Genomic DNA, 24,237 nt, shown 5'->3' with positions numbered 1-24,237 from the left:
TTACCGCTTGAACTTCTCGATGGAGGGGTCCTTCTTCACGTCGTCCGCGACCTTCTGCATGCGGGTCACGAACTTGTTCGCGTCACCACCGTTGAACATCAGCTCGTTGGTGGCCGCGCGGCACTCGTCGTCCATCTTCTTGTACCAGGTGTCCCAGCGGTACGCGAAGTAGTCGCTGCCCGCCGCCTTCAGCATCGCCTCGCTGCTGGTGAGGCCGGGCGAGATGGTGAGGCCCTCGGTGGCGCCCTGCACGACCGTGAGCACCTTGGTCAGCTGGGTGAAGCCCTTCGCGCCCTCCTTGGAGAGCATGTGGCGCAGGTACTCCATGCCGCCGCGCGGGTTCTTGCCCTTGGACGCGACGAAGTACATCTCGCCGGCCGCCGCGTAGATGGCGCTCTGCGGCAGCTTGTCCGACGAGGAGGCGCTCGGCACCGGGATCACGGCGTAGTTGAAGCCGGCCGGGGTGTCCTTGGCCTGCTCGTTCTCCAGCCAGGAGCCGGAGGGGTAGAAGAGCACGCGGTCCTGGTTCTGCTGGAGCTGGACCTCGGTGTGGCGCAGGCCGAGGTGCGCCTTGTCCATGTACTTGGCGCCGATCTCGCCCCACAGCTGCGCGGCCTGCTTGACCGGCTCGGCGGTCCACGCGCCGTCCTCGAGGTTGTCGATGTTCTTGAGGACGTCGGCGCCACCGATCTTGGCGGCGGTCGTGAGGATCACCAGGTACTGGTAGTAGGCCGCGTTCGCGCCGGCGTACGCGTAGCCGACCTTGCCGGCCGCCTTCGCCTTGTCCAGCACCGCGGTGAACTCGTCCCAGGTCTTCGGCGCGGTCCAGCCGTTGGCCTGCATGAGCTTGTCCGAGTACCAGAGGCCGAAGACGGTGAAGGCGTAGTTGAGCACGTAGGGCTTGCCGTTGAACGAGCCCTGCTCGATCGTGCCCGGCACCAGCGTGTCCTTGACGGTCTTGCCGGGGATGTCCAGCGACGGGGCGTTGTACAGGTCGGTCAGGTCCTGCACCTGCCCGGCCTGCACCAGCGCGCCCTGGTCCATCAGCTTCGAACCGGCGTTGTTGACCATGTCCGGCGCCTGGTTGCTGGTGAACCGCGGCTGGAGCACGGTCGCCATCTCCTCGGCCTGGTTGAACTTCACCTCGGCGTCGGGGAAAGCCTTCTTGTACGACGGCACGTGCACGTCGGTGGCGTACTTGGTGCCGAGACCGCCGTTGAAGATGTAGATCTCGAGCGGGGCCTTGCCGTCCACGCCGAGCGGGTTGGCGGCGCTCTTCTCGCCCTCAGCCTGGTCGGTCGGCTCGTCTTCGCCGCCGCCGACGCAGGCGCTGAGCAGACCGGCGGCCGGTGTCGCGAGCAGACCGGCGGCCGCAGCCCGGCGCAGCAGCGTGCGACGGGTGAGATCCGACGTGCTGTCGGGGGTTACGGACATTTTGCGTCTCCTCGGTTGGGGTGTAGTGGGACTGTGCTGAGTTGGCTCGCTGGGTGTCCCGGGTGGGCTCATCTGGCCGCCTCCTTGCCGGCTTTGTGGCCGTCCACGGCCTGGGCGGTCCGCTGGAAGGCGGCGTGGGCACGGTCGTGGGTGCGCTGCGCGACGGCGATGTAGAGCAGGTCGAGCACGACCAGCTGGGGATGCCGGGCGGAGAGCGCGTCCGGGCGGAACGTCGTCGCCTGGGTGGCGGTGAGCAGCACGATGTCGGAGAGCTCGGCCAGCGGCGAGCGCGGGAAGCTGGTGAGAGCCACGGTCGTGGCGCCGTGGCTGCCCGCCTCGGCGAGCATCTCGATGGTCTCCCGCGTCTGTCCACTGTGGGAGATGCCGAGCGCGACGTCGCCGGCGCGCAGGAGTGCGGCGCTGGCGAGTCCATTGTGTACGTCGGTCCAGGCCCACGCCGCGACGCCGATGCGGTGCAGGCTGAACTGCATCTCCTCGCCGACCAGGGCACTGCCGCTGGCGCCGAAGATGTTGACCCGCGTGGCGCCGGCGATCGCGTCCGCGGCCCGCTCCACCTCGTCGAGGTCGAGCAGCCCGGCGGTGTCGTGCATCGCCCGCGTGTCGGCCGCCATGATCTGCTGGAGCACCTTTTCGAGGGGGTCGCCGGGCTCGATCTCCCGCCCGATGTCCACGGTCCAGCCGGCGGCGCGGGCCCGCCCGGTCTCCGCGGCGATGCCGAGGCGCAGCTCGGCGTAGCCCTCGAAGCCGAGCGCCCGGCAGAACCGGGTGACCGTCGCCGGCGAGGTGCCACTCCGCTCGGCCAGCTCGACGATCGTGGCCCGCGCCGCGCCGGTGGGGTCGGTCAGCACCTGGTCGGCAACGCGGCGCAACGCGCCGGTGAACTCCGGCAGCTTGGCACGAACGGCCAGCAACACGCCGTCCATAGCCACCGGGGTGTCCATGTCGTCCCGCCCTTCCGCGCGTCTCCCAGCCACCGACCAAGGTCAAGTCTTTGGAAAGGAGTGTTAACTGATAGTGGTAAAAGTTCTTACTAACAGGGCTACCTTGTCAAGGTGTTGGGCGAAGTTTTCAAACTGTTACCGACTGGGAGCGCTATCAAAGGCCTGCCGGCACCACGATGAGCGGGTGTCGGACGCACTCGTGATCGGGCTGGACATCGGCGGCACGTCAACCCGCGCCCTGGTCACCTCCCTCGCCGGCGACCGGGTCGGCACCGGCACCGCGGGCGGCGGCAACCCCACATCGCACGGCGCCGTGGCGGCGGCGGCCGAGCTGGCGAAGGCACTCTCCGCGGCACTCGGCGCCATAGACCCCGCGCGGGTACGAGCCGGCACGATCGGCCTCGCCGGCGTGGCCCGCCTCCTGGCCGACCCGCCGAGCCGCGCCGCGTTCGACCGCGCGTGGGCCGACGCCGGCCTGACGTGCCCGCTCAACCTGATCGGCGACGCCCTCGTGGCCTACGCGTCCGGCACGGCCAGCCCCGACGGCTCGGTGCTGATCGCCGGCACTGGCGCCATCGCGGTCACCATCCGCGGCTTCGCCCTCGACCGCGTCTCCGACGGGCACGGCTGGCTCCTGGGCGACGCCGGCTCCGGCTTCTGGCTGGGCCGCGAGGCGGTCCGCGCGACGCTCGCCGCCATGGACGCCGGCCACCCGCTCGGCCACCTGGCAACCGCCGTCGTGGAGACCCTGATGCCCCGGGCACCACCGGCACCCTGGCGGGCGGCCGGGCGGACCTGGGCGCGCTGTCCGCCCGCGACAAGGTCGATCTGCTGGTACAGCGCGTCACCCGCCGCCCCCCGATCGAGCTGGCCCAGCTCGCCCCGCTGGTCATCGCCGCACAGGCGGCCGGCGACCGCACCGCGACCGCCATCCTGGACGAGGCCGCCCGCCTGCTCACCGAGAGCGTCGCCCGCATCCGCGAGCCCGGCGACGCGAGCCCCATCGTGCTGGCCGGCGGCCTGCTGGTCGGCGACACCCCGCTGGCCCCCGCGGTCGAGCGCGAGCTGGCCGCCCGCTGGCCCGACGCCAAACGCCCCCGCGCCTCCGACGGCGCGGCAGCCGCCGCCTGGCTCGCCGCCCGCCCCTTGCTCTCCCCGCCCGAGGCCGCCGCCCTGCACGCCCGTCTCTTCCCCTAGGCGGTGGACCGTTCGGCGCGGGCCGCCGCGGAGGGTCACGCTCCTTTCCACAGCTGAGCGCCCTTGATGCCGCGCGCGTGCCGCCGAACCGCGACGTCACCGCCCGTGCCGCGACCGTCGCCGCCCGGCCTGCCAGCGTGGCCGCCAGGCCCGCAGTCGTCGCCGCCAGACCCGCAGTCGTCGCCGCCAGTCGTCGCCGCCCGGCCCGCAGTCGTCGCTAGGCCCGCGACCGTCGCCGCAGGGGCCGCCAGCTCCAGCGGCAGGGGCGCTTGGAGTCTCGTGTCCGCCCGCAAGCCAAGCGGGGATACGGAGTGCTGGTTTGCGGCAGGATCCGAAGCTGGGCGCAGCAATGCGCCCAGCCCGGGACACTCCTGGCGGGCCCGCTCGTGCTCGCCCCCGGTGGCGCGACGCCCGGGAGGCGCCGGCGACCATGTTCGCGACCCAGGCGACCTCTTTCGCCCGCAGCCGACACGGAGAAGGCCACCGCCGGCACAGGGAAGGCACCGCCGGCACGGTCGTGGGCCACCGCTGGCACGGAGAGCCACGGCAGGCACGGAGAGGCCACCGCCGGCACAGGGAAAGCCACTGCCGGCACGGAGAGGGCCACGGTCGGCGTGGAGAGCCGGGCGGCGGCACAAGCACCCGCGCGAGCAGGTCAAAGACTCCCCCGATTGACCCCCGGGCGGTGTGGGCGCATCCGTGCGCCCAGCTTGAGATGCCGTCGCGCCACCACCGCCCCCCTCCCGCACGACCAGCACAGGCAAGGCCACAGCCAGCACCCAGGGCCGCAGCCGGCGGGCACGAGCACCCACGCGAGCAGGACCCGGGCGCGGGGTGGGCGCATCCGTGCGCCCAGCTTGAGATGCCGTCGCACGAACCGCAAGCATGCGCGGCCGCCACCCGGGGCGAGGGTCAGGCGGGGAGCCAGCGGAGCCAGGTGGGGTCGGGGTCGAAGCCACCGCGTTCGTAGAAGCGGACCGCGCGGCGGCTGGAGTGGACGGTGACGTGTTCGAGGCCGAGCGTGCGTGCCTCGGTGAGCAGCGCCTCCAGCAGCACCGCCCCGACGCCGCTGTCGCGGTGCTCCGGTGCCACGTAGACGGCCTGGACGTCGCCCGTGCGGCGGTGGCGGTGGGTGGGTGCCGGCACGCGGTCGGCGAGCATCAGCCACGCCATGCCCACCACCTGGCCGGACACCTCGGCGACGAACGGGATGTGGGTCCGCGCGTGGTCGACGACCCACGCGGCGAACGTCGCGACCCACTCGGTCCGGTCCGTGCCCTTGTAGCCGGACTCTTCGGTCGGCCACCGCCACCGCAGCTCGCCCATCGCCGTCGCGTCGGCCGCGGTCGCCTTCCGCGCTGTCACTGCCATGCGGGCAAGATACTTGCTACTTCATGTGGCCCGCCGTCAGGCCGGACTGGATCTGGCGCTGGAAGAGGATGTAGACGCCGAGCACCGGGAGCATCGCGATCGTCAGGCCGGCGAACAGGCCGCTGAAGTCGCCCTGGTAGCCCTGGCTGACCGCGAGCGCGGACAGGCCCTGCGCCAGCACGTACCGGGACTCGTCGTTGGGCAGCAGCACCTGGGGCAGGATGAACTGGTTCCACTGGCCGAGGAAGTTGAAGATGCCCACGCTGATCAGGCCGGGCCGGGCCATCGGCAGCATCACCCGGAAGAAGAGCCGGAAATGGCCGCAGCCGTCGATCAGGGCGGCCTCCGCGACCGCCTGCGGCAGCGTGCGGAAGAAGGCGGTCAGGAAGAAGACGGTGAACGGCAGTGAGTAGGCCGCGTACACGAGGATGAGGCCGCGCCAGGTGTTGAACAGGCCGGCGTTGCGCACCACGAAGAAGAGCGGCACCAGCGCCAGGAAGACGGGAAACATCATGCCGCCGACGAACAGGTAGTAGAAGACCTGCTTGAAGCGGAAGTCGTAGCGGGCGAAGACGTACGCGGCGGTGGCGCCGAACAGCATCGTGAGCGTCAGCGAGCCGGAGACGACCACGAAGCTGTTGAGGAAGTACCGCCCGATGTGCGCCTCGGTCCACGCGCGCTCCCAGTTTTCGAAGCGCAGCGCGCCCGGCAGGCCCCACGGGTCGGTCAGGATCTCGTCGTCGCTCTTGAACGAGCTCAGCACCACCCACAGCAGCGGCAGCGTGGTCAGCAGCGCCCACAGCAGCAGGAAGCCGTGGGAGAAGACGTTTGCCACACCCCAGTCGCGGCGCAGCGGGCGGTCGGCGGACGGCGCGGTCGAGGGCGCAGCGGTCTCCGGCGAGGCGACGGCGGTCATGAGTACTCGATCCGGTCGCGGCGGGACGCGCGCAGCGCGAGCACCGCAACGGACAGCGTGAGGAAGAACATCACGACGCCGATCGCCGAGGCGTACCCGAACTTGGTGTCGCTGCCGAAGGCCGTGTTGTACATGCGCAGGCCGATCACGTCGGAGGAGAAGTTGGGGCCGCCGTTGGTCATCAGCTGCACGAGGATGAAGCCGTCGAGGGCGGCGATCGCCAGGTAGATCCAGGCGACCTGCACCGTGTCCCACAGCAGCGGGATCGTGATGCGGCGGAGCGTGACGAGGCGGGAGGCGCCGTCGAGCAGCACCGCCTCGTAGATGTCGCGCGGGATGGCCTGCATCGCCGCGCCGAAGAGCACGACGTAGAAGCCGACGTTGGCCCACACCATCACGGCCAGCACGCACCAGAACGCGGTGCGCGGATCGCCCAGCCAGCTCGGCCCGCTGACGCCGAACGGCTTGAGCGCGGCGTTCAGCAGGCCGGCGTTGGGGTGGTACACCTGCTGCCAGATGACCGCGATGATCACGACGGAGAGCACCTGGGGAAAGAAGTACACAAGCCGGTACGCCGCGGTCCCCCGCACGCCGACGACGCCGGCCCGTCCCCGCGGCCGCCCATGTTGAGCATGGTCGCGAAGAACAGGCCGAGCGTGATCGTCAGTACCGGCACGAGGGCCAGCAGGATGGCGTTGTTCTTGATGGCGTTCCAGACGTAGTCGTCGCGGAACAGCTGGACGAAATTGTCCAACCCCACCGAGTTGGCGTCCGCCGAGTAGCCGAGCCAGTCGGTGGTGGAGATCTGGAACGCCTGCAGGTACGGCGAGAGCACGAAGACGCCGTACAGGATCAGGGGCGGCACCAGGAACGTGATGATCAGCGGGTACTTGCCGTGCCGCATGTGCCGCCCCTGCCCCTCAGGCCCGCTTGTACTTCTTGAGCGAGCTGTCCTGGGCGATCATGTCAGCGCCCTTCTGGCACTGCTCGAGGAACTCGGTCGGGCCGATCCGGCCGCTGAAGAACTCCCCGCACGCCGCGTCGACGAGCTCGCGCTCCAGCTTGCGGTAGTAGTTGTTGTAAACCCAGTTGAAGCCGTTGGTGCCGGACGCCTCGAGCGCCTTGACCACGGTGGTCAGGCCCGGCGGGAGGGTCGTGCCGTCGGCCGCGCCGGCGACCACGCTGAGCGCCGAGACCTTGCTGGTGAAGTCCTTGGCGCCGCGCATCGACAGCACGGTCCGGAAGTACTCCAGGCCGCCGGCCACGTTTTTCGCCTTGGCCGGCAAGATGAACGGCTCGCCCGCCGTACCGCGGATCGCCTCGAACGGAAGCTTGTCGCCGGAGCTGAGGCTCGGCGTCGGCGCGATCGCCATGTTGAAGCCGGCGGGGGTGACCGCCTTCTGCTCGTTTTCGATCCAGGAGCCGCAGGAGATGAGCGCCGCCTTGCCGCGGCACCACTCGGTCTGCGACTGCACGTGGTCGAGGCCGGGGGTACCGGGCAGGATGAAGCCGTCCTTGACGATCTGGTGCCACGCCTCGACCGACTGCTTCATCGCGTCCGACTTCCAGGCGTTGGGCTCCAGGTTGTCGATGTTCTTCGCGACGTCGAGGCCGCCGAGCTTGATGGCCGTGGAGATGACCGGCCAGCTCATGTACCGCGGGTGCTTGCCGGCGTAGGTCCAGGGCGCGATGCCGGCCGCCTTGATGGTGCGGCACAGCGCGATGTGCTCGTCCCAGGTCTTCGGGTACTCCCAGCCGCGGTCGGCGAAAAGCTTCGTCGAGTACCAGATGCCGTATGCGGTGTAGCTGATGTTCAGCACGTGGAACTTGCCGTCGTAGCTGCCCACGTCGACCACGCCGGGCAGCAGCGTGTCGCGCACCTTCTTGCCCGGGATGTCGAGGCTCGGCGCGTCCAGCAGCTCGTTGAGGTCGGCGAGCGCGCCCTGCGACACGAGGCTGCCCATGTCGATCTGGGCGGCGCCGGAGTTGTTGACCACGTCCGGCGGGCTGCCGTCGACGAAGCGGGGCTGGAGGGTCTTGGCGATCTCCTGGGTGGCCGAGTGCGTGATCTTCGCGTTCGGGTACTTCTCGTTGTACATGGCCTCGTGAGCCTTGGCGTACTCCTCGCCGTACCCGCCGTTGAAGATGACCACTTCCAGCGGTGCGTCCGCCTTGACCCCGAAGGGGTTTTCAGCGGTCTTGTCGCCACGGTTGGCGTCGGCAGCGTCGTTGTCGTCGTCGCCCCCGCCCATCGCACAGCTCGACAGCAGGCCAGCCGCGGGGGTCGCCAGGATCCCGGCGACAGCCCCGCGACGGAGAATGTCACGCCTTGTACTATTCATGGGGGCCGCGTCACTTCCCTTCAGTCGCTGTTAACGCTTTGAAGGATTCTTACGACAAGTCGTGGGTGACAGCAACCCCTGAGCGCCGAACCGTTACCCGTTTACCGCTCCCGCCCGGGCGATCGCGTCCACCAGGATGGCCAGCCCTTCCCGCGCCTCCTCCTCACTGAGCGTGAGCGGCGGGCCCATGCGGAGCACGTTGCCGTACAGGCCGCCCTTGCCCACGAGCAGGCCGCCCTCCTTGGCCAGCTCGAAGACGCGCCCGGCCACCGCCGCGTCCGGCTCCACCGTGCCCGGCCGCACGAACTCGATCGCCAGCATCAGCCCCTTGCCCCGCACCTCGGCCACGACCGGGGTGTCGGCGGCCGCCGCGCGCAAGCCTTCCAACAGGATGGCGCCGACCCGCTGGGCGTTCTCCTGAAGGTTGTGGTCGAGCACGTAGTCGAGCACCGCGTTGCCGGCCGCCGTGGAGATCGGGTTGCCGCCGAACGTGGAGAACGAGATCGCCGAGACCGCGTTCATCACCTCGGCCCGCCCTACCACGCCGGCCAGCGCGAAGCCGTTGCCGATGCCCTTGGCGAACGTGAGCAGGTCGGGGGTGACACCGTGCGCCTGGTACCCCCAGAAGTGCTCGCCGGTGCGCCCCCAGCCGGTCTGCACCTCGTCGGAGATGAGCAGGATGCCGTGCTCGTCGAGCACCTTCTTGATCGCCGCGAAGAGCCCGTCCGGCGCCGACACGAACCCGCCGACGCCCTGGATCGGCTCCGCGATCAGGGCCGCCACGTCGCCCGCGGTCTGCGTCGCCAGCACCTCGCGCAGGTCCTCGACGGCCGCCTCGATGTGGTCGGCCTCGTCGAGCTTGGCGAGCAGGCCGCGCAGCCGGTCGCCGGAGTGCAGCCAGGCCACCTGCAGCGGGTTGAGGCTGCTCGCCGACCAGCTGCGGTGCCCGGTGATGCCCATCGCCGCGTACGAGCGGCCGTGGTAGCTGTTGCGCACCGCGAGGATCTGGTTGGAGCGGCGCAGGTTGGTGGCGACCAGCAGCGCGGCCTCGTTGGCCTCGGTGCCGGAGTTGGTGAAGAAGACCCGCGCGTCCTCGATGCCGGAGAGCCGGGCGATCTTCTCGGCGAGCTCGACCTGCTGCCGGATGAGGTACAGCGTCGAGGTGTGCGCCACGCCGGTGCGCAGCTGCCGCTCGACCGCCTCGCGCACCTCCGGCACGTCGTACCCGATCATGGTGGTCAGCACGCCGCCGAAGAAGTCGAGGTAGGTGCGGCCGGCCGCGTCGGTGACCCGGCACCCCGAGCCGGACACGATCTCGATCGGCTCCGCGTAGTAGAGCGGCATCCACTTGGGCAGCACAGCCTGGTGGCGTGCGAGCAGGTCATCGGTCATACCGCACTTTCCAACGACACGGCCCGGTAGGCAACCTACAGTGTGTAACCGCCCACACCGTTAAGATCCGACCGTGCACGTGCAGCCGGTCCCGCTCCCGTCCGGCGAGCCAGCCGCCGTGCTTGACGGCGTGGCTCGCTGGATCACGTCCGCGCCCCTGCGCGACCTCATCACCGCGTTCGGCGGCCGGTGGCCCGGCGGCGACAGCCCCTCGCTGCTGGGGTGGCTGGACGCGTTCTCGGCGACCCACTGGGACTTCCGCGACGGCGGCGAGCGCCCCGACGCCCGCGAGCCCGACTTCCTCCCCGAGGTCGCCGAGCTGGTCGAGGCGGCGGCCGAGGCGCTCGGCATGGTCGGCGCGAAGCCGCCGCCGCGCCGCGACTACCGGCACGTGGTGGTGCTGGGCGGGCTCGCGCACGCCTGCCTGCGGCGCACCGCGTACGCCGCGCACCTGCTGCACCGGGGCACCGCCGCCGGCGAGGTGGGCGTGCTGGGCAGCTTCCGGCCGCTGTCCCCGGCCGAGCGGGCCCTGCCGCCGGTCGCCGGCTGCCGCAGCGAGGTCGACGTGCTCGACCTTGGTGTGCGGCGGGCGTTCAAGGTCGACGAGCCGGTCGAGACGGACCTGGCACCGGACGGCTCCTGGTCCGTGCGCACGTACGCGCCCGCCGAGGGCCCGCGGATCGCGGTGCTGGCCGCCCCGTCGTCCGAGCCGGGGGTACGCCGCGCGCACACCGCCGACACCCAGCGCTTCTGGGCCAAGCGGGCGGGCCTGGCCCAGGGCGACCGGCTGCTGGTCGTGACCGCCCCGATCTACGTGCCCTTCCAGCACTGCGACGCGGTCCGCACGCTCGGCCTGCCGTACGGCTGCGCCGTCGACACGGTCGGCGTCGACCCCCGGCTCACCGACGAGCTGCCCCTGCCGGAGCCCACGCTCACCGCCGGGCGGTACCTGCAGGAGATCCGCTCCACGATCCGCTCGATGCGCCTGCTCGTCGCCGCCCTCGGCGGCTGACCCTCAGCGGCGGCCCCACGCCTCGGCGGGCAGGCAGGTGGCCGGGTCCGGCGGGGGCGAGTCCTTCGTGGCGCCGCGCCGCGGGTAGATCACCTTGCCGCTTGCGCACCAGCACCAGCAGGTCGCGCTTGTCGCGTCACGAAAGCGCGGCGGTGTCCTTCACTGCCTGTGCGAAGACCTCGGAGCGGTGCTCGAAGTTGCGGAACCGCCCGTAGCTCGGCGCCGCCGGCGACAGCAGCACCGCCCCGCCCGCCGGAGTGAGCGTGCGGGCCAGCCGCACCGCCTCGACGAGGTCGTCTGCCACCTCGGTGCGCACGCCGGGCAGCCCCTCCAGCGCGGCGACGATCCGCGCGCCGCTGTCCGGGATGCCGATCACGGTGAGCTCGCGGCCGGTGAGGTGCTCGCGCAGCGGCGTGTAGTCCAGACCACGGTCGGTACCGCCGACGATGACCGTGAGCGGCCGCCCGTCGTAGGCGTCGATCGCGTGCATCGACGCGTACGGGCTCGTGGCCAGCGTGTCGTCGACGAACGTGAGCCCAGACGGGTCGTCGATCTCGGTAAGCCGGTGCGGCAGCGCGGCGAAGCCCTTCGCGGCCGTGGCTAGCGTGCTGGCGGACGCGACGACGTCGACGCCGAGCGCCTCCAGCACCGCGAGCGCGACGCACAGGTTGCGCTCGTTGTGCCGCCCCACCAGCGGCAGCACCGCCCGCTCGAACAGCGGCACCTGCGCCCGGTACACCACGCCGTCCCGCACGTGGTACGAGTCGGGCAGCCCGGCACGCACCGCCGGGCGGTCGCCGAGCTCGGCGGCGAGGCGCTCGTCCAGCCCGTTGACCACCACGGTCTCCGGGCCGTGCGCGATGAGGTTGAGCTTGTCGCGGTAGTACTCCCGCTCGCCGCCGTGCGCGTCCAGGTGCTCGGGGAAAAGCGCGGTCACCACGGCCACGCGGGGCGAGTCGGTGAGGTCGCTGCACTGGTAGCTGGACAGCTCCAGCACGTACTGCTCGCTGTCCGGCAGGTCGAGCAGCGGCACGCCGATGTTGCCGCCGAAGACGTTGGGCCGGCCGGCCGCGCTGAGCAGGTGGCTGACCAGGCTCGACGTGGTGCTCTTGCCCTTGCTGCCGGTCACGCCCACGGTGGCCGCGGCGTGGTCGGCCATCCACAGCGCCGTGCCGCCGGTGACCGTTATGCCCCGTTCGCGCGCCTCCACGATCCACCGGTGGGTCTGCGGCACGCCCGGCGAGCGCACGATCACCTCGGCGCCCATCAGCGCGTCGTGGCAGTCCTCGCCGGTGACCAGCGGGACGTCTTTCGCCCTGCTCTGCGACCAGTCCAGCGAGAGGAAGTTGACCGTGTCGTCGACGGCGACGAGGCGGGCCGGTCCGTGCGCCGCGATCGCCGCGGCGGCGGCCACCCCCTCGCGACCGGAGCCCCAGACCGCGACGGTACGGCCGCGCAGGTCAGCCAGGCGCAACGTGTTCTCCTCCCATCCGGTGGACGGTGTCGGCCTAGTATTGCGTGTGCTTGAGACCCAGTTTCGGCGGCTGTCATTTCCGGCGCTCACGTTCGACCCGGCGACCGGCGTGGCGCGGCTGCCGTACGCGCTGGACGGGCTCGAGTTCACCGAGACCGTGACGTTTCCGGTGCCCGCCGGGGAGGTCCCGGCCGCCTTCGGGCGCGTGCTGGAGCTGCTGCACCTCGTGGCCGGCGTGAGCTACTTCAAGGTCGGCGCGCCGCCGGAGATCACCACCACCACGCCGCTGAGCCCGGCCGCCGCCGCGCTGCTCGACGGCGTCTACACCAAGGGCATGGCGGAGTACGCGTACCGAAACGACCTGCCGCACGTGCTCTCCCTGTCGGTCACCGGCCCCGCCGCGCCGCCGGCCATCCCGGTCTCGGTGGCCGGGCGGCGCCCGCTGAGCCCGGTCGGCGGCGGCAAGGACTCGATCGTCACGCTGGAGGCGCTGCGCGCGGGCGGGCTCGACCCGGTGCCGTTCGCCGTCAACCCCAACTGGGTCATCCAGTCGGTCTTCGCCGCGTCGGGGCTGACCCCGCTGGTCGCCCACCGCAAGATCGACCCCAAGCTCTTCGACCTGAACGCGGCCGGCGCGCTCAACGGCCACATCCCGGTGACCGCGATCAACTCGCTCATCGCCGTGGCCACCGCCGCCCTGCACGGCCTCGGGCCGGTGGTGATGTCCAACGAGCGCTCCGCCTCCGACCCCAACCTCGTCTGGGACGGGCACGAGATCAACCACCAGTGGTCCAAGGGCGTCGAGGCGGAAGGGCTGCTGCGCGCGGCGCTCGCCGAGCAGGCGGGGCTCGCCGACGCGTACTTCTCGCTGCTGCGCCCCCTGTCCGAGCTGCACATCGCCCGGCTGTTCGCCGCGCACACCCACTACGACGAGGTGGTGACCAGCTGCAACGCCGCGTTCAAGCTGCGCGACGCGAGCGCCCGCTGGTGCGGCCACTGCCCGAAGTGCCGGTTCGTCTTCCTGGCTATGGCCCCATTCATGCCGAGGGCCCGGCTGGTCGCGATCTTCGGCGCCGACCTGCTCGCCGACGAGACCCAGATTCCCGGGTACAAGGAGCTGCTGGGCCTGGACGGCCACAAGCCCTTCGAGTGCGTCGGCGAGGTCGAGGAGTCGGTGGTGGCCCTGTCCCTGCTCCGCGAAAGCCCCGAATGGTCGGGCGCGCGGGTGGTCACGGACCTGGCCGCCGCACTCCCCGCGGAAGCCTGGACGACGGCCGCAACGTCAAACGTCTTCACCCCCGGCGGCACCCACTACGTCCCGCCACCCTTCTCCGCGTTGATCAGGGAGTTGGTGGGCGTGGCGGACGGCGCGCCGCTCCACGAGCTCCCTGATCAATAGGGTTAGTCCTGGCGCACGGCGTCGAGGGCCAGCAGGGCCACGTGCAGCGACAGACAGGTGTCCACCGCGTCCAGGTCGCTGTCGAGGATCCGCTCGATGCGGGCCAGCCGCTCGTAGAAGGCCGGCCTCGACAGGTGTGCCGCCGCGGCCGCGGCGGACTTGTTGCGGCCGCTGTCCAGGTATGCCCGGAGCGTGCCGAGCAGCCGCTCCTTGGGGTGCCGCGCGTCGTACGCCAGCAGCCCGCCCAGCTCGCGCTCCACGAAGGTCTGCAGCCGCGGCTCGTCGCGCAGCAGGTGCAGCAGGCCGGCCAGCCCCACGTGCGGCAGCCGGAACACCGCCACCTCGCGCTGGCCGTGCCGCGCCGCGTCGGCCACCTGTCGCGCCTCCACAAGGGAGCGGCGGGCGTCGCGCAGCGAGTCGACCCGTGAGCCGGCCGCCAGGACGACGGCGGGAGCGGCCTCACCCCGTACCCGATGCAGAGCGGTGGCGAAGATGGACAGCGACCGCTCGTCGTCCGCGCCCGCCGGCAGCGCGACCAGCGCGCCCACCGCTTGGTCGTCGAGCGGCCCGGCCAGGCCGGTGAGCGCGGCCTCGCGCAGCGCGTGGCTGACCGCCTCGGCCAGGTCGCGCAGGCGGGCGGCGTCGAGCGCGGGCTCCTCGCCCCGGTGCCGCACCACGACGCCGACCAGGTCCCGGCGGTCCAGGGGCACCCCCAGCGCCCGCGCCCGCAGCGCCACCTCGTCCACCGGGCGGGTGTGGTCGAGCAGGGCGGTGAGCAGCGTGCGGTGGAGCTGGTGCTCGAGCCCTTCGGCGTCGCGGCGGATCAGGCGGCCGAGGGCGAGCGTGGAGGCGGCGCGTTCGAGCAGGATCGACAGCCGCGTGGGCGGCGTCCCCTCCCCCGCCCAGCGGGCCAGCAGGCGCCCCCAGTCCTGCCCGCGCGCGCCGACGGTGGTGACGAGCCAGCCCGCGTCCGCGTCGTACGCGGTGCGCCCCGCCGGCTGGATCCGCCGCGAGTGCTGCTCCCACCCGTCCAGCAGCAGCTCGGCGCTGTCCCCGGCGGTGTCGTAGGCCAGCACCTGGCGGGCGAGGTTTTCCAGCACGACCGGACACCCCGCCAGCGAGGCTGCCTGGTGCACCACCTCGGCCGCCTCGGCGCCCTCGACCGACAGCTCGGTGAACCGCTGGTGGATCTCCTCGGTCGCCCGCAGCTCGGTCAGCTGCGCGTCCACGATCAGCGCGTGCACCGCCTCGGTGATCCGCACGAACGGCGTGGCCCGCCGCAGCTCCACCAGCGGCATACCGCGACGCTGCGCGGCCGCGGCCATCACCCGCGGGACACTTCCGGTGTACCGGCGGCCGAGCTCGACCACCAGCCCGGCCACGCCGACGTCGGCGAGGTCCGCGATGAACGCCCGGATGCCGGCGTCCTCGGCCGGCAACCCGATGCCGGTGGTCAGCACCAGCTCGCCGCCGCGCAGGAGGCTGGCGATGTCGGGCACCTCGGCCGCGTGTACCCACCGCACCGGCCGGTCCAGCCCCGCCTCGCCGGCCACCACGCGCGGCTCGCCGTGGCGCACCGGGTCGAGGGCGATGACCTCACGGACAGTAGGAAACACCAGGTCAGTCTTCCCGACCCAGCTCCCAGAACGCGACAGCGGCCGCCGCCGCCACGTTGAGCGAGTCGACACCGCGGCGCATGGGAATCACCACCCGCCTGTCGCTGGCGGCCACGGCCGCGCGCGAGAGCCCGGGGCCCTCGGCACCGAGCAGCAGCGCCGGCCGCGCCCGCTCCTGCGCGGTGAGCCGCTGGATGGGCACCGCGTCGGCGGCCGGCGTCATCGCCAGCACGGTGAAGCCGGCGCTCCTGACCTGGTCCAGCGCGGCCGGCCAGGGCGAAAGCGTCGCGTACGGCACCGCGAACACCTCGCCCATGCTCACCCGCACGCTGCGCCGGTAGAGCGGGTCGGCGCAGGAGGGCGAGAGCAGCACCCCGTCGATGCCGAGCGCCGCCGCCCCGCGGAAGACCGCGCCGATGTTTGTGTGGTTGTTGACGTCTTCGAGCACGGCCACCCGCCGCGCATCCCGCAGCACCTCGTCCACGCCGGGCAGCGCCTTGCGGTGGAAGGAGGCCAGCACCCCTCGGTGCACGTGGAAGCCGGTCGCCTTCTCCAGCACCTCCTGGCTGGCCGCGTAGACCGGCGCGCCGCCGCCGGCGAGGTCGGCGAGCTGGTCGAGGCGCTTCTCGTCGAGCAGGTACGAGCGCGCCCGGTAACCCGCCCGCACGGCCCGCCGCAGGACCAGCTCGCCCTCCGCGATGAACAGCCCGTGCGGCGGCTCCCACCGCGTCCGCAGCTCCACGTCGGTCAGCGCCCGGTAGTCCGCGATCCGCTCGTCGTCGGGATCGGTGATCAGCTCCACGGGTGGCATTCTCCCGCCCCGCTACGCGAGCGCGGCGGGTGCCCGGGTCAGTTCACGCTGCCGGTCGTGGCCACCTTGGCGGAGACCGCCTTGGCGCCGGCGGCCACCGCCGCCGTGCGGGCGGTCGGGGTGGCGTGGACGCTGGGTACGAAGCGGCCGGCCGTCCACGACATGCCGATGCCCGCGGCGAGCGTGAAGATGGCACCGACCGTCTGAAGTGGACCGACGAGCTGGCCGGCGACGCCGACCATCGGCGCGGCGAGCATCAGCAGCAGCCCGTCCGACTTGCTGAACAGGCCGCTGTGCACCACCGCCCACCCGGCCAGGAGCCAGCCGGCCGAGTAGAGCGCGGCGCCGGCGAGCGAGAGGGTGCGGGCGTCCAGGCCGTACACGGGGGTGTCGGCCGGCAGCGCGGCGAACGGGAGCCACAGCACCGTCCCCGTCAGCCCGACCATGAGGCCGATCGCGGCCGAGCGGCGGCTGCGCGCGGCGGCCAGCAGACCGGCCAGCGCGACCAGCGCCATGATGCCCAGCCACACCGCGACCACCCAGCCGAGCAGGTGGAAGACGCGGCCGTTCTCCAGGTAGGGCAGGGGCGCCAGGCCGTCCCAGCGGCCCAGCGTGACCGCGCCGTACGCCACCGCGTAGCCGGGCAGCGTCCACATGAGGGCGCGGGCGAACCGGCGTACCGACCAGGCCCACGTGGCGTTGGTGACCGCGCCGATGGGCGAGCTCTCCGGGGCGGCGGCCGCGACGACGGCGACCCCCGCGTCGGTCCGGGACACCACCTTGACCGGCGTGGACCGCCCCGAACTGCCCGCTGGCCGCTTGTGTTTCGTGGCATTCGCCATGGCAAACCGCCTTCCCCCGCAGCCGGAACGCGCCGGCGCCCCGGCAACCACCACGTGTGTAGATCATGGCAGTCGCCGGGGCACCAAGCGGATCTTTCTGGCTATTCAGGCAGCGGTCCGCAAGCGGACACGCCGTGTCAGGCGCGTTCGCGATCCTCCTGCGTGGTGGGGTTCAGCAGTGCCGACGGCGACACCGGCTCCGGCGCGGGCAGGCCGCGCGGCTTGTCGCCGGAGACCTGCTGCTCCGCCACCTCGACCTCCTGCTGCACCTCCTTGGCCGCATCGGCCGCGGCTTGGGCGGCCTCCGCCGCCTCGCGCTCGACGGCGCCCGCGTCCACGGCGGCCCGGGGCTCGTCGCCGACCATCCCGGCCAGTCCGCCCAGCGCTCCGCCGAGACCCTCCAGGGCCTTGGTCAGCTCGGCCGGCACGATCCACACCTTGTTGGCCGTGCCGTTGGCGATCTGCGGCAGCGCCTGCAGGTACTGGTAGGCCAGCACCTTCTGGCTCGGGTTGGCGGCGTGGATCGCGTCGAAGACCGTGCGGATCGCCTTCGCCTGGCCCTCGGCCTGCAGGATGCGGGCCTGCCGGTCACCGTCGGCGCGAAGTACGGCACCCTGCTTGTCGCCCTCGGCGTTCAGGATCTGCGCCTGCTTCTGCCCCTCGGCGGTCAGGATCGTCGCGCGCCGCTCGCGCTCGGCGCGCATCTGCTTCTCCATCGAGTCGCGGATGCTCGGCGGCGGCTCGATCGCCTTGATCTCGACGCGGGTCACCTTGATGCCCCAGCGCCCGGTGGTCTCGTCCAGCACGCCGGACAGGTGCCGGTTGATCTCCTCGCGGCTGGTGAGCGCCTTCTCCAGGTCGAGCGAGCCGATCACGTTACGCAGCGTGGTGACCGTGAGCTGCTCGATCGCCTGCAGGAAGTTGGCGATCTCGTACGTGGCGCGCACCGGGTCGACGACCTTGAAGTACAGCACCGTGTCGATCGAGACCACGAGGTTGTCCGAGGTGATCACCGGCTGGGGCGGGAAGCTCACCACCTGCTCGCGGAGGTCGACCTTGGTCCGGACCGAGTCGATGAACGGCACCAGCACGTTCAACCCCGGCCGCAGCGTCCGCTGGTACCGCCCGAGCCGCTCGACCACGAAGTTGCGCTGCTGCGGCACGATCCGCACCGCGCGGACCAGCGTGATCGCCACGAACAGCGCGACGAACGCGACGACGATCGCGATGACTACTTCCATCTATCCCCACCCCCAACATTCAGATGTCCCGCCAGACCATGGCGGTGGCGCCCTTGACTTCTATGACCCGCACGCGCTCGCCCGGCTCCAGCACCTGAGTGGCGTCGTATGAACGGGCGGTCCACAGCTCTCCTTCGATCTTGACCAGCCCGTGGTCCGTGTCGACCTGCTCCAGGACCAGCCCGGTCGAGCCGGAGATGGCCTCCACGCCCATCGGCGTCTCGTCCGCCTCCAGCCGGGACTGCCGGTGCCGGCGGATCACCGGCCGCACCGCCACCAGCGAGAGCGCCGAGACGATCGCGAAGACGGCGGCCTGCACGGGCACCCCCGCGCCGAGCGCCGCGGCGATCGCGGCGGCGAACGCGCCCGTCGAGAGCATCATCAAAACGAACGTGAACGTAAACATCTCGGCGATCGCGAGCAATACGCCCAGAACGATCCAGAGAACAGCATCCACCCCCGATCGTGGCACGTCAGCGCACGAGCGGCGAGTCGCCGGACGGTAACGTCTGGGCCGCGTGTGCAGCGAGCGAACCAGCGCGGCACCCCGGCCGCCGCGAAACCAGCTCCGCCTCGGAGCGTTGACCACCATCAGGGAGGTACGGAACGTGTCGCTGCTACCGGAAACAACCCGCCGGCTCGACGTGCTCGCCGCCGAGGCACAGGCCACCGGGCGCGCACCCTCGGTGGTGCTCGGCGTCGTGCGGGACGGCGCGCTGGCGTACGCCACGGGAGCGGGCGACCACCCGGTGCCGGACCCGGGCACCCAGTACCGCATCGGGTCGATCTCCAAGACCATGACCGCGACGCTCGTGATGCGGCTGCGCGACGAGGGGCGGCTGGCACTCGACGACCTGCTCTACCGCCACCTGCCCGGCACGCCGGTGGGCAGTGTGACGCTCCGCCAGCTCCTCGGGCACGCCTCCGGGCTGCAGCGCGAGCCGGACAGCGCCGGCTGGTGGGAGCGCTCCGAGGGCAGCGACGTGGAGACGCTGCTGGCCGGCCTCACGCCGGACAAGCTCGCCCACCCTCCACACCGGACATATCACTACTCCAACCTCGCGTACGGCCTGCTCGGCGCCGTCGTCGAGCGGATCACCGGCAAGCCGTGGATCGAGGTGCTGACCGAGCGAGTACTGGCGCCGCTGTCGATGCTGCGCACCACGTACCACCCGCACGAGCCGTTCGCGCCCGGGTACGTGGTGCACCCGCTGTACGGCACGTTGAACGAGGAGCCGCGCACCGACACGGGCGCGATGGCACCGGCGGGGCAGCTGTGGTCGACGCTCGACGACCTGGCGCGGTGGGCGGCGTTCCTCGCCGAGCCGGTGCCCGACGTGCTCGCGCCGGACACGCTTGCCGAGATGTGCGTGCCGGTGGCCATCAGCGACCCGGACACCTGGAGCGGGGGCCACGGCCTGGGCCTGGAGTTCTACCGCCGCGGGGAGCGCGTCCTGGTCGGCCACGGCGGCTCCATGCCGGGGTACGTCTCCCTCATCGCCGTCCACCGCCCGTCGCGCACCGGCATCGTCGGGTACGCGAACGCGTACGGCTTTCCGATCGGCCAGCTCGGCTTCTCCGCGCTCGTCGAGGTGCTCGACCGCGAGCCCGCGCCGCCCGCGCCGTGGCGGCCGGCCGCGGCGCCACCCCCGCCCGAGGCGGCCGAGCTGTGTGGCAGGTGGTGGTGGATGGGGCTGGCGCACGACGCCACCTGGGAAAAGGGTGAGCTGGTGATCACCCGGGCCGGGCGGGAGCCGTGGCGGTTCGCGGCGGAGGGTGCCGACCGCTGGCGGTGCCACTCGGGCGTGAACGACGGCGAGACGCTCGCGGTGCGCCGGGACGGGGCCGGTGGGGTGGCCGCGCTCGACATCGCGACGTTCGTCTTCACCAGAGACCCAGGTCAGCTGGGGTGAATTCAGCGAATCCACAGGTACGCCACAGGACTCACCCAGGCATGGCCGACATGCTGGCGTTCATGAAGAAGGTGAACGCTCAACCAACGACGATGGGCCGACGAAACGTACTCGCCGCCGGAGCGGTGGGCGTGGGCGCCGCCGGGTTGCTTGTCGCGTGCGGGAGCGACGACGAGCCGGCCGCCTCGACGCCCGGGCCCCAGGAGACCGGCGCGGCTCCTTCCGCCTCGGCTCCCTCGGCCTCGGCGAGTGGTGGGGCGGCCGCACCGGCGAACGCGCTCGCCAGCACGTCGGACATCCCGGTCGGCGGCGGCAAGATCTTCCCGGAGAGGCAGGTGGTGGTGACGCAGCCGGCGGCGGGCGACTTCAAGGCGTTCAACGCGCAGTGCACACACCAGGGCTGCCAGGTGTCACAGGTGCAGGGCGCTGAGATCCACTGCACCTGCCACGGCAGCATCTTCTCCGCGACAGACGGCTCCGTGCTCGGCGGCCCCGCCCCGAGCCCGCTGGCCGCACAGGCGATCACCGTCGAGGGCGAGTCGATCGTCCTAGGCTGACTCGACGGTCACGAAGTCGATCAGCCGTTCCATCGCGTTGATGAGTGGGGTTTCCACATCGTGGAAGCTGTCCACCTTGGACAGGATGAGACGCCACATGTCCGCCGGGTCGGCCACGCCGAGGGCCGCACACACGCCCTCCTTCCACGGCCGGCCCGGCGGCACCACAGGCCATGCCCTGATACCCAGCCGCTGCGGTTTCACCGCCTGCCAGACGTCCACGTACGGGTGACCGGTGACCAGCACGTACGGCGACGTCACGGCCGCCACGATGCGGCTCTCCTTCGAGCCGGGCACCAGGTGGTCGACGAGCACGCCGAGGCGCCGCCGCTCCGACGGACCGAAGTCGCATACCGCCGGGGCCAGCTCGTCGATCCCGGAAAGCGGCTCCACGACCACGCCCTCGATGCGCAGGTCGTCGCCCCAGATCCGTTCCACCATCGCGGCGTCGTGCACGCCCTCGACCCAGATGCGGCTGGCTTTGGCCACCCGCGCGCGTACCCCGTCGACCGCGATCGAACCCGACGCGGTGCGCCGCAGACCGGCGGACTTGGCCGCGGGCGCGGGCTTGCGCAGCGTCACCGGCCGGCCGTCGAGCAGGAACGCGGCCGGCGCCAACGGAAAGTTGCGGCGCTTGCCGTGCCGATCCTCGAGCACCACGGCTCCATACTCGAATCCCACGACAGCGCCGCAGAAGCCCGAGTCGGCGTCCTCCACCACCAGGTCGATTTCCGCGTCAACCTCGGGCACCACCTTGCGGCGGCGCCAGTTTCCCGCGAGTACGTCCTCCCCATACATACGGCCTCCCCATTTCTGACGGCCCGCGGGTCAAGTCCTCGCTGAGCCTGATGGTTCACTCGCAAGCTCGCTCACGCCTCCGCACGCTAAACCGGTGAGCGCGGCGCACCACGCAGACGCGCCGCACCCGAGACAGGGCAGCGGCCAGCACGTACTCTTGCCGCATGTCTCCCGCAGCAGGCGCGACGACCCTCGCGGCGCGCCGGTCCAGCCGGTTCGCGGCATGGGTCCGTGCGTGGCGCGCCGGGCTGGCGCCGTACGACGAGGTTGCCGACGAAATCGCCGGCGACGAGGAGCACCTGGTCGCGGACGCGCCCGGCACCTGGACCGACGTGCCGCTGCGCGATGCGCTGCCCACCCTCTCCAAGTTGCGCCCCGACGAGATCCGGCTGGTGCTGCCGGCTCCCGGCGACCCGCGCGGACTGCCCGGCCCCGGCCCGTTCGCCGGCGCCGCACTCGTGGCCGGCGAGGCGGTCGTCGCCGGCGACCTGGGCTTCATCCCCGAGGTGCGCAGCCACACGTCGGGCTCCGGCGTGACGTTCGAGACCGTGCTGTGGCGGGTCTACCCGCTGCCCGCGCCGTCACCCGCCGCGGCCGGCGGCGAGCCCGGCACCGCCGAGGCCGAGTCCGACCTGTCGGCCGCGCTCGCCGAGGCCACCGCCCGCCTCGCCCGGCTCGACGTGGCACAGTGGCGCCCCGAGCTGGCCGGCGCACTGGCCGCGCTGCGCCGCCCGGACGCGGGCATCGACCTCCCGCCGGGCTTCGATCCGCGCGCCCGCCGCCTCTTCGCGCGCGCCAGCGTGCTGGATCGCGTGCTGGCCCTGGCCGAGCACGCCGCACCGGGTGGCGCGGTCAACGGATACGAGGCGCAGGAGCGCGATGCCGCCCTCCGTCCACTCACGACCGCGTGCCGGCGCGCGCTCGTCGCTGCCTGCAACGCCCCACTCGCCCCCTAAAGCCGACCGGCCCGATAGGCCCGATCTGGCGGGTTTGCGCGTCCGTCCACAGTGCAGCTGTGAGCTGCCGCCAGGCCCGCGGTCGTGCCGCCTCACCCGCCGCGGTCGCCCAGCTCAACCCAGGAGCCCGCTCCGGCAGATCTTGGCAAGTTAGCGTCGAGATGGCGGGCCAACTCACCAAGATTTCGAGCGGCGGGCAGGGCGCTAGATCTCGTCGATCAGGTCGGCGACGGAGTCCACCATGCGGGACGGGCGGTACGGGTAGCGCTCCATCTCGGCGCGCGTGCTGATGCCGCTCATCACGAGGATGGTCTCCAGGCCCGCCTCCAGGCCGCACAGGATGTCGGTGTCCATGCGGTCACCGATCATCGCGGTGGTCTCGGAGTGGGCCTCGATCGTGTTGAGGGCGGAGCGCATCATCATCGGGTTGGGCTTGCCCACGAAGTAGGGGTCGACGCCGGTCGCCTTGGAGATCATCGCGGCCACCGAGCCGGCGGCGGGCAGCGCGCCCTCGACGGACGGGCCGGTGGGGTCGGGGTTGGTGCAGATGAAGCGGGCGCCGTCGTTGATCAGGCGGACGGCCTTGGTGATCGCCTCGAAGCTGTACGTCCGGGTCTCGCCGAGCACCACGTAGTCGGGCGCGAAGTCGGTCAGCACGTACCCCGCGGCGTGCAGCGCGGTGGTGAGCCCCGCCTCGCCGATCGCGTACGCCGTGCCGCCGGGCCGCTGGTCGGCCAGAAACTGCGCGGTCGCCAGCGCCGCCGTCCAGATCGCCTGCTCGGGGACGTCGAAGCCCATCCGGGTGAGCCGGGCCTGCAGGTCGCGCGGCGTGTAGATCGAGTTGTTGGTCAGCACCAGGAACGGCTTGCCCGACGCGCGCAGCCGGCTGATGAACTCGGGCGCGCCGGGGATCGGCTGGCCCTCGTGGACGAGCACCCCGTCCATGTCGGTCAGCCAGCTCTCGATCGGCTTCCGGTCAGTCATGATGGTGCTCCCCTGCGCGGTGGTGGACAGCAGCCCATGGGACAGGTGTCCCAGAGCGGAAGGGTACCCAGCCGAGATCGCCGGACAGTTTCCGAAGCGTCGACACGCTCGCGCACGAGATCGTGCACCATTGCCACGAAGCGGGGGTCGGTACCGGGCGTCGCCGCGCGCACGTAGTCGAGCCCGAGGCGCTTGGCGGTGCTGGCGGCCTCGTTGTCGAGGTCCCAGATCACCTCCAGGTGGTCCGAGACGAACCCGATCGGGCTCACCACCACCCCGGTGACCCCCTTTTCGGCGAGCGCGGCGAGGTGGTCGTTGACGTCGGGCTCGAGCCACGGCACGTGCGGCGGGCCGCTGCGGCTCTGCCACACGAGGTCCCAGGGCAGGTCCGGCGCGCCGCCCGCGGAGACAAGGCGGGCGGTCTCGTTGAGCTGGGCCTCGTACCGGCCGCCGTCCGGGCCCGCGGCGCGCGCCATCGAGGTGGGTATCGAGTGCGCCGTGAACACCACGCGGACGGTGCCGCCGGGCGGGAGCGCGGCGCGCGCCGCCCGGACCGCGTCGGCGTGCGGCTCCACGAAACCGGGGTGGTCGTGAAAGTGCCGCAGCTTTTCGATCATCGGTGCGGAAGGGCCTACCGCGGCGCGGGCGGCCGCGATGTCCTCCTGGTACTGCCGGCACGAGGAGTACCCGCCGTACGCGCTGGTGACGAACGCGAGCGCCCGCTTCACCCCGTCGTCGCGCATCTGCGCCACCGTGTCGGCGAGCATGGGGTGCCAGTTGCGGTTGCCCCAGTACACCGGCAGGTCTGTGCCCCGCTCGACCTCCCGCAGCAGGTCGCGGCACTGCTGGTTGATCGGCGAGACGCCGCCGAAGTGCTGGTAGTGCTCGGCCACCTCGGCCAGCCGCTCGGGGGGTACGCCGCGCCCTCGGGTGACGTTCGCCAGGAAGGGCAACACGTCGTCGGGGTGCTCCGGCCCGCCGAACGAGACCAGCAGCAGCGCGTCGTACGCCTCGGGCATG

At 71.9% G+C, this 24,237-nt stretch carries 23 protein-coding genes; 6 read left to right on the top strand and 17 right to left on the bottom strand.

The features are described from left to right. A complete protein-coding gene (gene ngcE, locus Phou_RS49805) occupies positions 1-1,434 on the bottom strand; it encodes an N-acetylglucosamine/diacetylchitobiose ABC transporter substrate-binding protein (protein ID WP_173071920.1) in 1,434 nt (477 codons plus the stop codon). 68 nt (positions 1,435-1,502) lie between these two features. Next, positions 1,503-2,396 (bottom strand): MurR/RpiR family transcriptional regulator, encoded by an 894-nt coding sequence (locus tag Phou_RS49800; protein ID WP_173072193.1) that lies wholly within the window; start codon positions 2,394-2,396, stop codon positions 1,503-1,505. 184 nt (positions 2,397-2,580) lie between these two features. On the opposite strand from Phou_RS49800, the gene Phou_RS49795 reads away from it, so the two are divergent. Further along, positions 2,581-3,660, top strand: a complete 1,080-nt coding sequence (locus tag Phou_RS49795) for a BadF/BadG/BcrA/BcrD ATPase family protein (protein WP_246274876.1) — start codon at positions 2,581-2,583, stop codon at positions 3,658-3,660. Between the two features lie 845 nt (positions 3,661-4,505). Here the strand turns inward: Phou_RS49795 and Phou_RS49790 are convergent. From Phou_RS49790 to Phou_RS49770, 6 genes are all read right to left on the bottom strand, one after another. Then, entirely contained in the window at positions 4,506-4,964 is a 459-nt protein-coding gene (locus Phou_RS49790) for a GNAT family N-acetyltransferase (RefSeq protein ID WP_173071918.1), read from the bottom strand. A 16-nt stretch (positions 4,965-4,980) separates the two neighbouring features. Further along, entirely contained in the window at positions 4,981-5,880 is a 900-nt protein-coding gene (locus tag Phou_RS49785; RefSeq protein ID WP_173071916.1) for a carbohydrate ABC transporter permease, read from the bottom strand. Beyond that, positions 5,877-6,470 (bottom strand): carbohydrate ABC transporter permease, encoded by a 594-nt coding sequence (locus Phou_RS49780; protein WP_308785266.1) that lies wholly within the window; start codon positions 6,468-6,470, stop codon positions 5,877-5,879. The genes Phou_RS49785 and Phou_RS49780 overlap by 4 nt, the downstream gene beginning before the upstream one ends. After that, positions 6,410-6,784, bottom strand: coding sequence for a carbohydrate ABC transporter permease (locus Phou_RS55210; protein WP_308785264.1), 375 nt, complete (start codon positions 6,782-6,784; stop codon positions 6,410-6,412). Before Phou_RS55210 ends, Phou_RS49780 begins: the two co-directional genes overlap by 61 nt. Positions 6,785-6,800: 16 nt before the next feature. Beyond that, positions 6,801-8,222 carry an N-acetylglucosamine/diacetylchitobiose ABC transporter substrate-binding protein gene (gene ngcE, locus Phou_RS49775; protein WP_173071914.1) on the bottom strand — a complete coding sequence of 474 codons (1,422 nt, stop codon included), beginning with the start codon at positions 8,220-8,222 and terminating at the stop codon, positions 6,801-6,803. Positions 8,223-8,315: 93 nt separating this feature from the next. Next, a complete protein-coding gene (locus Phou_RS49770) occupies positions 8,316-9,614 on the bottom strand; it encodes an aspartate aminotransferase family protein (protein WP_173071912.1) in 1,299 nt (432 codons plus the stop codon). 73 nt (positions 9,615-9,687) lie between these two features. Here Phou_RS49770 and Phou_RS49765 point away from each other — a divergent pair, with 73 nt between their 5' ends. Further along, positions 9,688-10,626, top strand: coding sequence for a hypothetical protein (locus Phou_RS49765; RefSeq protein WP_246274874.1), 939 nt, complete (start codon positions 9,688-9,690; stop codon positions 10,624-10,626). A 136-nt stretch (positions 10,627-10,762) separates the two neighbouring features. Here Phou_RS49765 and murD read toward each other — a convergent pair whose 3' ends face one another. Further along, positions 10,763-12,100 (bottom strand): UDP-N-acetylmuramoyl-L-alanine--D-glutamate ligase, encoded by a 1,338-nt coding sequence (murD, locus tag Phou_RS49760; RefSeq protein ID WP_173071910.1) that lies wholly within the window; start codon positions 12,098-12,100, stop codon positions 10,763-10,765. Positions 12,101-12,146: 46 nt separating this feature from the next. Between murD and Phou_RS49755 the strand changes: the two genes are divergently transcribed. Then, positions 12,147-13,499, top strand: coding sequence for a MurL-like N-terminal domain-containing (locus Phou_RS49755; protein WP_173072189.1), 1,353 nt, complete (start codon positions 12,147-12,149; stop codon positions 13,497-13,499). Between the two features lie 2 nt (positions 13,500-13,501). Here the strand turns inward: Phou_RS49755 and Phou_RS49750 are convergent, their stop codons facing one another. From Phou_RS49750 to Phou_RS49730, 5 genes are all read right to left on the bottom strand, one after another. After that, entirely contained in the window at positions 13,502-15,115 is a 1,614-nt protein-coding gene (locus Phou_RS49750; RefSeq protein ID WP_173071908.1) for a PucR family transcriptional regulator, read from the bottom strand. A 4-nt stretch (positions 15,116-15,119) separates the two neighbouring features. After that, positions 15,120-15,926: a TrmH family RNA methyltransferase gene (locus Phou_RS49745; protein WP_173071906.1), complete on the bottom strand. Its 807-nt coding sequence runs from the start codon at positions 15,924-15,926 to the stop codon at positions 15,120-15,122. Between the two features lie 38 nt (positions 15,927-15,964). Next, positions 15,965-16,702: a hypothetical protein gene (locus Phou_RS49740; protein ID WP_178135027.1), complete on the bottom strand. Its 738-nt coding sequence runs from the start codon at positions 16,700-16,702 to the stop codon at positions 15,965-15,967. A 203-nt stretch (positions 16,703-16,905) separates the two neighbouring features. After that, the gene (locus tag Phou_RS49735; RefSeq protein ID WP_173071904.1) at positions 16,906-18,009 is read right to left on the bottom strand and encodes an SPFH domain-containing protein; all 1,104 of its coding nucleotides are present in this window, start codon (positions 18,007-18,009) and stop codon (positions 16,906-16,908) included. A 19-nt stretch (positions 18,010-18,028) separates the two neighbouring features. Then, positions 18,029-18,466, bottom strand: a complete 438-nt coding sequence (locus tag Phou_RS49730; RefSeq protein ID WP_173071902.1) for an NfeD family protein — start codon at positions 18,464-18,466, stop codon at positions 18,029-18,031. Positions 18,467-18,617: 151 nt separating this feature from the next. Between Phou_RS49730 and Phou_RS49725 the strand changes: the two genes are divergently transcribed. Together Phou_RS49725 and Phou_RS49720 are read left to right on the top strand one after the other, a co-directional pair. After that, positions 18,618-19,922: a serine hydrolase domain-containing protein gene (locus Phou_RS49725; protein ID WP_173071900.1), complete on the top strand. Its 1,305-nt coding sequence runs from the start codon at positions 18,618-18,620 to the stop codon at positions 19,920-19,922. 41 nt (positions 19,923-19,963) lie between these two features. Continuing rightward, positions 19,964-20,479: a Rieske (2Fe-2S) protein gene (locus Phou_RS49720; RefSeq protein ID WP_246274872.1), complete on the top strand. Its 516-nt coding sequence runs from the start codon at positions 19,964-19,966 to the stop codon at positions 20,477-20,479. Here Phou_RS49720 and Phou_RS49715 read toward each other — a convergent pair. Beyond that, positions 20,471-21,277, bottom strand: coding sequence for a DUF3097 domain-containing protein (locus tag Phou_RS49715; protein WP_173071898.1), 807 nt, complete (start codon positions 21,275-21,277; stop codon positions 20,471-20,473). The two genes, Phou_RS49720 and Phou_RS49715, sit on opposite strands and share 9 nt — an antisense overlap. A 164-nt stretch (positions 21,278-21,441) precedes the next feature. On the opposite strand from Phou_RS49715, the gene Phou_RS49710 reads away from it, so the two are divergent. Beyond that, complete coding sequence (locus Phou_RS49710) at positions 21,442-22,233, top strand: Rv1486c family protein (RefSeq protein WP_173071896.1); 792 nt, start codon at positions 21,442-21,444, stop codon at positions 22,231-22,233. 204 nt (positions 22,234-22,437) lie between these two features. Here Phou_RS49710 and Phou_RS49705 read toward each other — a convergent pair whose 3' ends face one another. Then, positions 22,438-23,217, bottom strand: coding sequence for an HAD-IIA family hydrolase (locus tag Phou_RS49705; RefSeq protein WP_173071894.1), 780 nt, complete (start codon positions 23,215-23,217; stop codon positions 22,438-22,440). Further along, complete coding sequence (locus Phou_RS49700) at positions 23,214-24,236, bottom strand: ferrochelatase (RefSeq protein ID WP_173071892.1); 1,023 nt, start codon at positions 24,234-24,236, stop codon at positions 23,214-23,216. Before Phou_RS49700 ends, Phou_RS49705 begins: the two co-directional genes overlap by 4 nt. Position 24,237 lies beyond the last annotated feature (1 nt).

This window comes from Phytohabitans houttuyneae, assembly GCF_011764425.1.
GTDB classification, from domain to species: domain Bacteria; phylum Actinomycetota; class Actinomycetes; order Mycobacteriales; family Micromonosporaceae; genus Phytohabitans; species Phytohabitans houttuyneae.
Note: the sequence above shows the minus strand (reverse complement) of the source record. Positions and strands in the feature narration are given on the sequence as shown.